This is a genomic window from Pseudomonas sp. NPDC087346, assembly GCF_044744235.1.
Taxonomy (GTDB): Bacteria; Pseudomonadota; Gammaproteobacteria; order Pseudomonadales; family Pseudomonadaceae; genus Aquipseudomonas.
Genome location: NZ_JBIUXX010000075.1, coordinates 12,087 through 23,845, shown reverse-complemented (window position 1 = coordinate 23,845; position 11,759 = coordinate 12,087). Strand labels below are relative to the sequence as shown.

The window sequence follows — 11,759 nt, the reverse complement described above, 5'->3', positions numbered from 1 at the left end:
GTTCCAAAGTGGTGTGCCTGGGCAACCTGGCACAAATCGACACCCCTTACCTGTCCGCAACCAGTTCCGGGCTGACCTACCTGACCGAACGCTTCAAGGATTTCCCCAACGGTGTGCACATCACCCTGCAAGGGGTGCCTCGCTCGATCCTGGCCGAATACGCCGAAACGCATCTGTAAGTGCTGCAAACGAAACCGGGCGGCCCAACAGCCGCCCGGTTTTTTATGGAAAAACATAAATCCTGTGGGAGCGTGGCTTGCCCGCGATTGCAGCAACTCGGTCTGCCTGCCAAACCGCAGCGCCTGCATCGCGGGCAAGCCACGCTCCCACAGGTTTAGAGGTGATTTCATATTCAATGATGCGGAAATTTGACCCGCAGGTTTACAATCGGCGCTCCTGATCAGGAGTAATCCCGTGCTGACTCATCTCGATTCCCAAGGTCGCGCCAACATGGTCGACGTCACTGAAAAAGCCGTGACGTTCCGTGAGGCGACGGCTCAAGCGCTGGTGCGCATGCTCCCCGAAACCCTGCAAATGATCGTCAGCGGCGGCCATCCCAAGGGTGACGTGTTTGCCGTGGCGCGCATTGCCGGCATTCAGGCAGCGAAGAAAACCAGCGATCTGATTCCCTTGTGCCACCCGCTGATGCTCACTGGCGTCAAGGTCGAACTCAGCGCTGATGGCGAAGACACCGTACGCATCGTCGCCCGCTGCAAATTGTCCGGGCAGACCGGCGTCGAAATGGAAGCGCTGACCGCTGCCAGCGTCGCTGCACTGACCATCTACGACATGTGCAAAGCCGTGGACCGAGGCATGACCATCGAGAGCGTGCGTCTGCTGGAAAAGGTCGGCGGCAAGAGCGGGCATTTTCAGGCGGAGCAGCCATGAACCTGACCGTGAAGTTTTTTGCCCGTTACCGTGAAGCGCTGGGCGTGGACTCGGTCAAGGTCGAGGGCGACTTTGCCACCGTCGATGACGTGCGTGCATTGCTGGCCCAGCGTGACGGCGCAGAAGTGCTGAGCGAGCAGAACCTGATGTGTGCGCGCAACGAAGACCTGTGCCAGCTCGACGAGCCGGTGGTCGATGGCGACGAAGTGGCGTTCTTCCCCACTGTAACCGGAGGCTGAGCCATGGCGATTCGTGTGCAGTCCACCGCGTTCGACCCGGGCGCCGAAGTCAACGCGATGCACGCGGCCAATGTCGGCGTCGGTGCGGTGGTGAGTTTTGTCGGCTACGTGCGCGACTTCAATGACGGGCTGGATGTGGCGGGGATGTTCCTTGAACACTATCCCGGCATGACCGAAAAGGCCCTCGGCAAGATTGCCGTCGAAGCCGAACAGCGCTGGCCGCTGTTGAAGCTGGAAGTGCTGCATCGGATTGGCGCGCTGGAGCCGGGCGAACCGATTGTGTTTGTCGCTGCCGCCAGCGCGCATCGCCAGGCTGCGTTCGATGCCTGTGCCTTCGTCATGGATTACCTGAAAACCCGTGCGCCGTTCTGGAAGAAAGAAAAAACCAGCGACGGCCCGCGCTGGGTCGAAGGACGTGACAGCGATCATGCCGCTGCGGATCGCTGGAAAAAGTAAGTAATTTAGCGTTCTTGAGTCAGCCATCGCTGGCAAGCCAGCTCCCACAGTGATCGGGTCGTGCACAAAGTCTGTGTACACCGCTAAACCTGTGGGAGCTGGCTTGCCAGCGATGAGGCCATCTGCAACATCAAAAACCTCGCAAACCTCCCTTCTCTCTAATTGACGATTTGTACTTGCGAGTCCAGTATGGATTTATAAGTACAAAATGAGTGTTAACCCGTTTCAGCTCTTTCTTCTGTCTTGCCAAACCAACAACAACCCGCGAGAGAACGAACATGAAGAAACTCCCCCTCATTACCGGTCTGGCGCTGAGCCTCCTGGCGTGCAGCAGCGTGTTCGCCGCCGAGAAAACCCTGCGCATCGGCATTGAAGCAGCTTACCCGCCGTTCGCCTCGAAGACCGACAAGGGCGAAATCGTCGGTTTCGACTACGACATCGGCAACGCCTTGTGCGCGCAGATGCAGGTCAAATGCGTGTGGGTCGAAGGTGAGTTCGACGGTCTGATTCCTTCGCTAAAAGTGAAGAAAATCGACATGGCGCTGTCGTCGATGACCATCAACGAAGATCGCAAGAAGTCTGTCGATTTCACCCACAAGTACTACTTCACTTCGTCACGACTGGTGATGAAGGACGGCGCAACGGTCGATGACCAGTACGCCAGCCTCAAGGGCAAAACCATCGGCGTGCAGCGCGCCACCACCACCGACCGGTACGCCACCGAGGTGTTCGAGCCCAAGGGCATCAACGTCAAGCGCTACAGCAACAACGAAGAAATCTACATGGACCTGGCGGCCGGTCGCCTCGACGCGATTTTTGCCGACACCATTCCGCTGAGTGATTTCCTGTCGATGCCGCGTGGCAAGGGTTATGCGTTTGTCGGGCCGGAGTTGAAGGACCCGAAATACGTGGGCGAGGGCGCGGGGATTGCGGTGCGCAAGGGCAATGCTGAGCTGGTGTCCGAGCTGAATACCGCCATCGACGGGATTCGTGCTAATGGTCAGTATCAGAAGATTTCCGAGAAGTACTTCAAGTCCGATATCTACGGCGACTGACAATCCTTTATCGCGAGCAGGCTCACTCCTACATTTGGAATGCGTTCCCCTGTAGGAGTGAGCCTGCTCGCGATGGCGTCAGAGAAATCACCGCAAATCTCTAGCCCTTCAATTCCTTCAAATGCTTGTACACCGTCGCCCGCCCCATGTTCAGCACATTGGCCACATAGTTCGAAGCGCTCTTGCCTTTGAACGCGCCCTCGGCGTGCAGGGCCAGTACCAGTTCGCGTTTGTGATCGCGGGTCAGCAGATTCAGGCTCAGTTGCCGCTCGCGCAGCCAGGCGTGCAGGAAAGTGTTGATGCGTTCCTGCCAGTCATCGCGAAACAGTGAATCCGGTTGTGGAATCAGTTTGCTCGGCGAGAGAAACAGATCCAGCGCAGCCTTGGCATTTTCGAACAGCGAAATATTCAGATTGATGCACAGCACCGCCAGCGGACGAGCTTCGCTGTCGCGCAGCACGGTGCTCAGGCTGCGGATTTTCTGGCCGTCCCAATTGAGCTTTTCGTAGGGGCCGATGTTGCGGTCGCTGACATCCTCGCTGAGCATGTCTTCCAGCGACGACTCGTCACCGATCTCGCGCTTGGACAGGTTGTTGGCGATGTAATCGACCTTCTGCGTGCGCAAATCGTGCAGCACCACTTCGGCGTGGGGAAAGAACAGCGTGGCGATGGCGTCGGCGATTGCACGGTAGTTATCCAGTGCGAGGTCGAGGCCAGGGGCGGTCATAGGGTGAAGCTCCAGGCGTGCGTCAACGCCCCGGCGGAGGGGCGTTGCGAGTTTGCCGTAATCCGCGCAGTCAGGCCAGACGGGCAGGGGACAGCATGGCGCTGCTCAGGCCGAATTGCTTGAGCTGTTCCGGCAGTTTTTGGCCACGAACCAGCGCGGCACTGGCCTGACCCATCGCCGGCGAAGTCTGGATGCCATAACCACCCTGCGCCGCGACCCAGAACAGTCCCGGCACTTGCGGATCGAAACCACTGAGCAAATCACCATCAGCGACAAAACTGCGCAATCCGGCCCAGGTGCGGGTCGGACGGCGGATGGTCAGGGTGGTCGCCTCTTCGATCTGGTAGATGCCCATGGCGATGTCCAGTTCTTCCGGCTGCACGTCGTGGGGTTCGACCGGGTCGGCGTTGGCGGGCGAGCCGAGGAACATGCCGGCATCGGGTTTCATGTAGAACGACTCGTCGAGGCTGACCAGCATCGGCCAGTGATGAATGTCGACGCCTTCGGGCCCGGCGAAGATAAATGCGGCGCGGCGTTTCGGTTGCAGGCCCAACGACTTCGCACCGGCCATGGCGCCGATCTTGTCGGCCCAGGCGCCGGCAGCGTTGATGATCACTGGTGCGCTGAAGGTCTGGCCGTTGGTCTGGACCTGCCAGACGCCTTCGGCATCACGACTCAGGCCCAGTACTTCGCAATCAGTGTGCACTTCGCCGTTGTTGCGGCGAATACCGCGCAGGTAGCCCTGATGCAGCGCATCGGTGTCGATGTCGCTGGCGGTCGGGTCGTAGATCGCGCCGTGGACTTTTTCCCGACGCAGAATCGGCAAACGTGCGCAGGCTTCGTCGGCGCTGAGCATTTGCATCTCGGGCACCGTGGCTTTGGCGCTGAGGTATTGGTTGTTCAGTTCGGCGGCGTCACCGGTGAAGTCCACGGTCATTTCGCCGCGATGGGTCAGCAGCGGGTGCTCGCAGAAACCGCTGGGCGGCGCGTCGAAGAACGCCCGGCTGGCCTGGGTCAGCGCGCGTACCTGCGGTGTGCCGTACGCGGCGGTGTACAGCGCGGCGGAACGTCCGGTGGAGTGATAAGCCGGATGCGATTCGCGCTCCAGCACAATCACTTTGGCATGGGGAGACAGCCAGAATCCGGTGGAAGCGCCGGCAATTCCGCCGCCGATGATGATGAAATCTGCCTGGCTCATGAAAATCTCCACGGTGAAATGCAAATTTGAAGGTGTCGCAGATCCTGTGGGAGCCGGGCTTGCCCGCGATAGCATCACCGCGTTTCGTATGCATAACCGAGGCGCCTGCATCGCGGGCAAGCCCGCTCCCACAGGGATCGTGGTCTTAGTGCTTCAGGTGATAAATGGCATTGGCCAGGGCGATGTCTTCGAGGCCCAAACCAATTGAGCGGAAGAACACATGGCGCTGGTATTCCGGACGCTGGACTTTCTCGCTGAGCAGATCGGCCAGATCGCCAATGATCGCCTCTTTATTCCAGCCATGCTGGTCGCCGGCAATCAGCATCTCACCCGCCGAACCCGGCGTGGTCAGGCGATAGTCGCAGAACACCTGCATGGTGTTGAGACTGTGCGGCGGTACTTCATGGGCGCGAGGGGCGTTGGTGCTGATCGAGGTGATCAGCGCCGGTTTGCCCAACGTCGCAGGATCAAGCACCGGGCCGGCGGAGGAGGTGCAAAGCATGATCACGTCGGCGTCCGCCACGGCGGATTCGCGGCTGTCGGCAATCTTCAGCGCAGGGGCGATGCTTTTCAGCAGCGCCTGTGTTTCAGGATCTTCGAGCAGGCTCGGCGAGTACACACTGATGCTCTGCCAGTCGCGCAGGCCGTTGACGTAATGCAGGTGCGCCTGAGCGACTTTGCCGCTGCCGATGATCGCCAGACGCTGGGCATTCAGCGGGGCGAGAGCGTCGACGGCCACTGCGGTGGTTGCCGCCGTTCGAGCAGTAGTGAGTTCGCCGGCATCACAGAGCAGCAGCGGCTGGCCGGTTTGCATCGACATCAGCAGCGTCCAGGCGGTCACCAGCGGGCCTTGCTCGCGGACGATATACGGCGAGGTCTTTACGCCGTAGACGCCATCCTCGGCCAGTACGCCCAGATAGTTGATGAAGTCGCCAGCGCCGTGGGGGAATTCCACCAGTTGCTGCGCCGGTTGCACCGCATGGCCAGCCGCCAGATCGCGGAACAGTTTGCGCAGGATCTGCGGCACGTCGATCTGCGTCAGCAATTCGCGAGCCTGAGCTTGGTCGATCACGTAGGGCGTACTGGACATGTCGGGCTCCGGATTATTTTTATAAACTAATTTGTCCATTATGGACTTTTAGTTTTGTCGGGCAAGACACCCATTGAAAAAAATCCGGTCGAAAAAAAGGCGCAGTCCATTGCTGGCTGCGCCTTTTTGCGTGCTTCGCTTACTGCGGACGCTTGCGCTCAACCGCTCGCAGCAGATGCGTCGGTGGCGTTTCGCAGCTGATCTTGCGACCGAGCTTCTCTTCGATGGACGGCAACTGGTAGGAGTCGTCCTCACCGGCGAAGCTGATCGACACGCCATCGGCGCCAGCCCGACCGGTACGGCCGATGCGGTGCACGTAGTCGTCCGGGACTTCCGGCAGGGTGAAGTTGATCACGTGGCTGATGCCGTCGATGTGGATACCACGACCGGCCACGTCAGTGGCGACCAGCACGCGAATCTTGCCTTCGCGGAAACCTTCCAGGGTCTTGATGCGCTTGTGTTGCGGCACGTCGCCGGACAACTGCGCGGCATTCACGCCGTCGCGCACCAGGCGCTCTTCGATACGCCGGACTTCGTCCTTGCGGTTGGCGAAGACCATTACCCGTTCCCAACCGTTGTCGGTCACCAGGTTGTACAACAGCTTGTACTTGTCGGCGGCGGCCACGGCGTAGATGTGCTGCTCCACGTTAACGTTGGCAACGTTCTCGGATTCGATCTCGACGATCGACGGATCGGTTGTCCACTGCTTGGCGAGGTTCATCACGTCCTCGGTGAAGGTCGCGGAGAACAGCAGGGTCTGACGTTCGCTTTTCGGCGGGGTCTGGCGAATGATCTGACGCACTTGCGGGATGAAACCCATGTCGAGCATGCGGTCGGCTTCGTCCAGCACCATCACTTCGACCATGTCCAGATGCACGTCGCCGCGCTGGTTGAAGTCGAGCAGACGACCCGGCGTTGCGACGAGGATGTCGCAGTGACGGGCTTCAAGGTGCTTGAGCTGCTTGTCGAAGTCCATGCCGCCAACAAACGTCATGACGTTCAGGCCGGTGTACTTGGTCAGATCGGCGGCATCCTTGGCGATCTGCACGACCAGTTCTCGGGTCGGCGCGATGATCAGTGCCCGTGGCTCGCCCATGTAGCGTTCTTTCGGCGGCGGGGTCTGCAGCAACTGGGTGATGATCGAGACCAGAAACGCGGCAGTTTTGCCAGTACCGGTCTGTGCGCGACCGATGGCGTCTTTACCAGCGAGAGTGAAGCCCAGCACTTGCGCCTGAATCGGCGTGCAGTACGGGAAACCCAGGTCCTGGATGGCGTGCATCAGTTCCGGGGCGAGTTTGAAATCGTGGAAACGGGTTTTGCCTTCCTGAGGTTCGACGACGAAGTCTTCGAGTTTCCAGGGAATGACCGGAGCCATTGGCTTCGGTTCGCGGCGCGGTCTGGCCGGTTTTGGCGCTTCGCTTTGCACTGGCTCGGCGGCGATTGGCGCGGCCGGGGCAGGTTTTTCTGGTTGCTTCGGTGCCGCTACGGGAGCTGGGCGGTCGGCCTTGGGGGCATCGCTGCGATGGCCGGGGGCGTGCGACGGCGCACTGGGAACTGGCGCGAGCTGCTCAGCCTCGCTTTTACCGAACATTTTCTTGAGTGCTTTGAGCACGGTCATCTCATCAATTGATTAAGGAATGTACGCCGGCCAGTGTAATGCAAGAATCGGGCGCGGCGTAGTGTGATGATCAAAGGGGCCCGGATGGGCAACCGGGCCCGGTTCGATCAGCGCAGACGTTCGGTGAGCCAGACGCCGATATCCTGAATTTCCTCGGGTAACACTTCGTGGCCCATTGGGTATTCCTGCCATGTCACGGTGACACCACGGGTCTTCAAATGCTCATAAGCGCTACGGCCCATAGCGTTTTGCACTACGTCGTCGTATTGGCCATGCATCGACAACACCGGGATTCGCTGCTGGCTGGCAGACAACTCCAGTTCATCACTGAATGTCGGTGCATAAGTGGACAGGGCAAGTACGCCACCGAGCGCGCCTTGCCATTTCAGGAACGCGGTGTGCAGAACGACAGCGCCCCCTTGGGAGAAACCAGCCAGAAAAATCCGCGAGGCGTCTATCCCGCTGGCTTTTTGTTCTTCTATCAGTTCGACGACCATTTGCGCCGACTCGTCCAGTTGTTCACGGCTGATGGCGCGTGCCGGATTCATGGCCAATATGTCGTACCAGCTCGGCATCTCGTAGCCACCATTAATGGTGACTGCACGAGTCGGTGCCTGGGGCAATACGAAGCGGGTGGTCAGCAAGGTTTCCTGCAGCGCCTCGGCGACTGGCAGGAAGTCATAACGATCAGCGCCAAGGCCGTGCAGCCATATTACGCAGGCGTCTACGGGCTTGCCGGGCTGAAGAATCAAGGGCTGAGTCATGTTTGCTCCAAAAATGTGCGGGCGCTCTCATTAAGTGCGTGATTCGAGTGCGTCTCTGGTTGATCCGTTAAGAAGATGTCGCAAGGCTACAAGTTTTTCTCTTGACCTGCCGCTCAATCGCTTCAGCAGCCGGTGTGGTACGGGGTTTGCTATGGAGGATTCTGTACGAAGCATCCTACGTCTGCCGGTAACACTATCAGTGTACGGCTTGCGACGGGATTGCAAAGAATCCGGTGATGGATGTTCGCCAATGGCCGCTACGGGCGCAGCGAACGTGAAAGGGCTACAGCCCGTTCGGCCGATTGGTGAGAAGTGAGTTGTCCATGATGTGGATTTTCTCCTACTAGACTCATAGCGAAGGTCTTACGTCGGTTGACCCCAAAAAAAGCCAACACGGGTCAACAACGCCTCATAAGGGTGCGACTGGACTCAAGCTCCGACACAACAAGAGCAAAACTGGAGGTTTGAATGAAGATGTTGAAATCCACCCTGGCAATCGTGACTGCAGCAGCAGTACTCGGTGTCAGCGGGTTCGCTCAGGCGGGTGCAACCCTGGATGCAGTGCAGAAGAAAGGTTTCGTACAGTGTGGCGTGAGCGACGGTCTGCCGGGCTTCTCGGTACCGGACGCTTCCGGCAAGATCCTCGGGATCGACGCTGACGTCTGCCGCGCTGTGGCCGCTGCCGTTTTCGGCGATGCGACCAAGGTCAAGTTCAGTCAGTTGAACGCCAAGGAGCGCTTCACCGCGCTGCAATCCGGCGAAATCGACCTGCTCTCGCGTAACACCACCATGACCAGTTCGCGTGACGCGGGCATGGGCCTGAAATTCCCTGGCTTCATCACTTACTACGACGGCGTGGGCTTCCTGGCCAACAACAAGCTGGGCGTAAAAAGTGCCAAGGAACTGGACGGTGCAACCATCTGTATTCAGGCCGGTACTACCACCGAGCTGAACGTGTCTGACTACTTCCGCGCCAACGGCCTGAAGTACACCCCGATCACTTTCGACACCTCCGATGAAAGCGCCAAGTCGCTGGAATCCGGTCGTTGCGACGTACTGACTTCGGACAAATCCCAGCTGTTCGCTCAGCGCAGCAAACTGGCTTCGCCGAAAGACTACATCGTGTTGCCGGAAACCATTTCCAAAGAACCTCTGGGCCCGGTCGTGCGTAACGGCGACGACGAGTGGCTGGCCATCGTGCGCTGGGTCGGCTACGCGCTGCTCAACGCTGAAGAAGCCGGCATCACTTCGAAAAACGTTCTGGAAGAAGCCAAATCCACCAAGAACCCGGACGTTGCTCGTCTGCTCGGTGGCGACGGTGAATATGGCAAGGATCTGAAACTGCCGAAGGACTGGGTAGTAAAAATTGTTTCCCAGGTTGGTAACTACGGCGAAATCTTCGAGAAAAACCTCGGCAAGAGCACTCCGCTGGAAATCGACCGTGGCCTGAACGCCCTGTGGAACAACGGCGGCATTCAGTACGCACCACCAGTGCGCTAATGGTTCTATCACCCGGCGGGCCAACCGCCGGGTGATGTTCTGTTCCATTTCTTGCGGGGCACTTCATGCAAAATTCAATCGGCGCACCTAAGCAGAGGCTCAGCCTCAGCGATCCAAGAGTGCGTGCGTGGCTATTTCAGATCATCACCGTTGTGGCGGTGGTCGCGATGGGCTGGTATCTGTTCGATAACACCCAGACCAACTTGCAACACCGGGGCATCACTTCCGGTTTCGGCTTTCTGGAGCGCAGTGCCGGTTTCGGCATCGCTCAACACCTGATCGACTACACCGAATCGGACAGCTATGCCCGGGTGTTCGTCATCGGCTTGCTCAACACCTTGCTGGTGACGGTTATCGGCGTGGTTCTGGCAACACTGCTGGGGTTCATCATCGGTGTGGCGCGGCTGTCGCCGAACTGGATCATCAGCAAACTGGCGACCGTGTATGTGGAGGTTTTCCGCAACATTCCGCCGCTGCTGCAAATTCTGTTCTGGTACTTCGCGGTGTTCCTGACCATGCCGGGACCGCGTGCCAGTCATAACTTCGGTGACACCTTCTTCGTCAGCAGCCGTGGCCTGAACATGCCGGCCGCGCAAATGGCTGACGGCTTCTGGGCGTTCTTTATCAGCGTCGTGCTGTCCATCGTTGCCATCGTGCTGATGTGCCGCTGGGCCAACAAGCGCTTTGAAGCGACCGGCGTTCCGTTCCGCAAGTTCTGGACCGGGCTGGCGATTCTGCTGGTGATTCCGACCTTGTGCGCGCTGATCTTCGGTGCCCCGTTGCACTGGGAAATGCCTCAGCTCAAAGGCTTCAACTTCGTCGGCGGCTGGGTGTTGATCCCGGAACTGCTGGCGCTGACCCTGGCCCTGACCGTGTACACCGCGGCGTTCATCGCCGAGATCGTGCGCTCCGGGATCAAGTCGGTCAGCCACGGCCAGACCGAAGCGGCCCGTTCGCTCGGACTGCGCAACGGCCCGACCCTGCGCAAGGTGATCATCCCTCAAGCGCTGCGAGTGATCATTCCACCGCTGACCAGCCAATACCTGAACCTGGCGAAAAACTCTTCGCTGGCGGCCGGTATCGGTTATCCGGAAATGGTCTCGCTGTTCGCCGGCACTGTGCTCAACCAGACCGGTCAGGCGATTGAAGTCATTGCCATCACCATGAGCGTGTACCTGGCGATCAGTATCAGCATTTCCCTGCTGATGAACTGGTACAACAAGCGCATTGCGCTGATCGAGCGGTGAGGAAACGCGCATGACTACCCATACTTTCAAACCCGACATGCCCCCACCGAGCAGCAGCATCGGCGTGGTGGCGTGGATGCGCGCGAACATGTTTTCCAGCTGGCTCAACACCCTGCTGACGCTGTTTGCGTTCTACCTGATTTACCTCGTGGTACCACCGATTCTCAGTTGGGCGATTCTCGATGCCAACTGGGTCGGCACCACCCGCGCCGATTGCACCAAGGACGGCGCCTGCTGGGTGTTCATTCAGCAGCGTTTCGGCCAGTTCATGTACGGCTATTACCCGCCGGAACTGCGCTGGCGCGTGGACCTGACCGTGTGGCTGGCGGTCATCGGCGTGGCACCGCTGTTCATCTCGCGCTTCCCGCGTAAAGCGGTATACGGCCTGAGCTTTCTGGTGCTGTACCCGATCATCGCCTGGTGCCTGTTGCACGGTGGCGTTTTCGGCATGACCGCCGTCGCGACCAGCCAGTGGGGCGGCCTGATGCTGACCCTGGTCATCGCCACCGTCGGTATCGCCGGCGCCTTGCCGCTGGGGATCATCCTCGCGTTGGGTCGACGTTCGAACATGCCGGCGATCCGCGTGGTCTGCGTGACGTTTATCGAGTTCTGGCGCGGCGTGCCGTTGATCACGGTGCTGTTCATGTCGTCGGTGATGCTGCCGTTGTTCCTGCCTGAGGGCATGAACTTCGACAAGCTGCTGCGGGCGCTGATCGGCGTGATTCTGTTCCAGTCGGCCTACGTGGCCGAAGTGGTGCGCGGCGGTCTGCAAGCGATTCCCAAAGGTCAGTACGAAGCGGCCGCAGCGATGGGCCTCGGTTACTGGCGGGCGATGGGTCTGGTGATTCTGCCGCAAGCCCTGAAGCTGGTGATCCCGGGCATCGTCAACACCTTCATTGCGCTGTTCAAGGACACCAGCCTGGTGATCATCATCGGCCTCTTTGACCTGCTCAACAGCGTCAAGCAAGCCGCTGCGG

The 11,759-nt window shown here is 59.4% G+C and carries 12 protein-coding genes and 1 pseudogene; 8 read left to right on the top strand and 5 right to left on the bottom strand.

Features of this window, described 5'->3' with window-relative positions; translation table 11 throughout:
- The 5 genes and pseudogenes from ACIOZM_RS28045 to ACIOZM_RS28025 form a co-directional block, all read left to right on the top strand.
- A pseudogene (locus ACIOZM_RS28045) lies at nucleotides 1-179 on the top strand (PhoH family protein); the annotation flags it as partial.
- A gap of 235 nt (nucleotides 180-414) precedes the next feature.
- The gene (moaC, locus tag ACIOZM_RS28040; RefSeq protein ID WP_016985015.1) at nucleotides 415-888 is read left to right on the top strand and encodes a cyclic pyranopterin monophosphate synthase MoaC; all 474 of its coding nucleotides are present in this window, start codon (nucleotides 415-417) and stop codon (nucleotides 886-888) included.
- Nucleotides 885-1,127 carry a MoaD/ThiS family protein gene (locus ACIOZM_RS28035; RefSeq protein WP_016985014.1) on the top strand — a complete coding sequence of 81 codons (243 nt, stop codon included), beginning with the start codon at nucleotides 885-887 and terminating at the stop codon, nucleotides 1,125-1,127. Before moaC ends, ACIOZM_RS28035 begins: the two co-directional genes overlap by 4 nt.
- A gap of 3 nt (nucleotides 1,128-1,130) precedes the next feature.
- Entirely contained in the window at nucleotides 1,131-1,583 is a 453-nt protein-coding gene (gene moaE / locus ACIOZM_RS28030; protein WP_401220023.1) for a molybdopterin synthase catalytic subunit MoaE, read from the top strand.
- A gap of 278 nt (nucleotides 1,584-1,861) precedes the next feature.
- Nucleotides 1,862-2,638 carry an ABC transporter substrate-binding protein gene (locus ACIOZM_RS28025; protein WP_401220020.1) on the top strand — a complete coding sequence of 259 codons (777 nt, stop codon included), beginning with the start codon at nucleotides 1,862-1,864 and terminating at the stop codon, nucleotides 2,636-2,638.
- Between the two features lie 100 nt (nucleotides 2,639-2,738).
- Here the strand turns inward: ACIOZM_RS28025 and ACIOZM_RS28020 are convergent, their stop codons facing one another.
- From ACIOZM_RS28020 to ACIOZM_RS28000, 5 genes are all read right to left on the bottom strand, one after another.
- On the bottom strand, nucleotides 2,739-3,365 hold the full coding sequence (locus ACIOZM_RS28020; RefSeq protein ID WP_401220017.1) for a transcriptional regulator: 627 nt from the start codon (nucleotides 3,363-3,365) through the stop codon (nucleotides 2,739-2,741).
- 70 nt (nucleotides 3,366-3,435) lie between these two features.
- On the bottom strand, nucleotides 3,436-4,563 hold the full coding sequence (locus ACIOZM_RS28015; protein ID WP_401220015.1) for an NAD(P)/FAD-dependent oxidoreductase: 1,128 nt from the start codon (nucleotides 4,561-4,563) through the stop codon (nucleotides 3,436-3,438).
- 145 nt (nucleotides 4,564-4,708) lie between these two features.
- Entirely contained in the window at nucleotides 4,709-5,653 is a 945-nt protein-coding gene (locus tag ACIOZM_RS28010; protein ID WP_401220012.1) for an ornithine cyclodeaminase family protein, read from the bottom strand.
- Nucleotides 5,654-5,792: 139 nt separating this feature from the next.
- Nucleotides 5,793-7,271, bottom strand: coding sequence for an ATP-dependent RNA helicase RhlB (gene rhlB / locus ACIOZM_RS28005; RefSeq protein WP_401220009.1), 1,479 nt, complete (start codon nucleotides 7,269-7,271; stop codon nucleotides 5,793-5,795).
- Nucleotides 7,272-7,378: 107 nt separating this feature from the next.
- On the bottom strand, nucleotides 7,379-8,035 hold the full coding sequence (locus ACIOZM_RS28000) for an alpha/beta hydrolase (RefSeq protein WP_401220007.1): 657 nt from the start codon (nucleotides 8,033-8,035) through the stop codon (nucleotides 7,379-7,381).
- 468 nt (nucleotides 8,036-8,503) lie between these two features.
- On the opposite strand from ACIOZM_RS28000, the gene ACIOZM_RS27995 reads away from it, so the two are divergent.
- The 3 genes from ACIOZM_RS27995 to ACIOZM_RS27985 form a co-directional block, all read left to right on the top strand.
- Nucleotides 8,504-9,535, top strand: coding sequence for an amino acid ABC transporter substrate-binding protein (locus tag ACIOZM_RS27995; protein WP_401220005.1), 1,032 nt, complete (start codon nucleotides 8,504-8,506; stop codon nucleotides 9,533-9,535).
- Between the two features lie 65 nt (nucleotides 9,536-9,600).
- Nucleotides 9,601-10,782, top strand: coding sequence for an amino acid ABC transporter permease (locus tag ACIOZM_RS27990; RefSeq protein WP_401220002.1), 1,182 nt, complete (start codon nucleotides 9,601-9,603; stop codon nucleotides 10,780-10,782).
- Nucleotides 10,783-10,792: 10 nt separating this feature from the next.
- On the top strand, nucleotides 10,793-11,759 hold a 967-nt coding region (locus ACIOZM_RS27985), incomplete at its 3' end, for an amino acid ABC transporter permease (protein WP_401219999.1).

Bases quoted from the DNA above. Each gene is read 5' to 3' on its own strand.
- ACIOZM_RS28035 (WP_016985014.1), top strand. From the start codon at position 885: ATGAACCTGACCGTGAAGTTTTTTGCCCGTTACCGTGAAGCGCTGGGC.
- moaE (WP_401220023.1), top strand. From the start codon at position 1,131: ATGGCGATTCGTGTGCAGTCCACCGCGTTCGACCCGGGCGCCGAAGTC.
- ACIOZM_RS28025 (WP_401220020.1), top strand. From the start codon at position 1,862: ATGAAGAAACTCCCCCTCATTACCGGTCTGGCGCTGAGCCTCCTGGCG.
- ACIOZM_RS28020 (WP_401220017.1), bottom strand. From the start codon at position 3,365: ATGACCGCCCCTGGCCTCGACCTCGCACTGGATAACTACCGTGCAATC.
- ACIOZM_RS28015 (WP_401220015.1), bottom strand. From the start codon at position 4,563: ATGAGCCAGGCAGATTTCATCATCATCGGCGGCGGAATTGCCGGCGCT.
- ACIOZM_RS28010 (WP_401220012.1), bottom strand. From the start codon at position 5,653: ATGTCCAGTACGCCCTACGTGATCGACCAAGCTCAGGCTCGCGAATTG.
- rhlB (WP_401220009.1), bottom strand. From the start codon at position 7,271: ATGACCGTGCTCAAAGCACTCAAGAAAATGTTCGGTAAAAGCGAGGCT.
- ACIOZM_RS28000 (WP_401220007.1), bottom strand. From the start codon at position 8,035: ATGACTCAGCCCTTGATTCTTCAGCCCGGCAAGCCCGTAGACGCCTGC.
- ACIOZM_RS27995 (WP_401220005.1), top strand. From the start codon at position 8,504: ATGAAGATGTTGAAATCCACCCTGGCAATCGTGACTGCAGCAGCAGTA.
- ACIOZM_RS27990 (WP_401220002.1), top strand. From the start codon at position 9,601: ATGCAAAATTCAATCGGCGCACCTAAGCAGAGGCTCAGCCTCAGCGAT.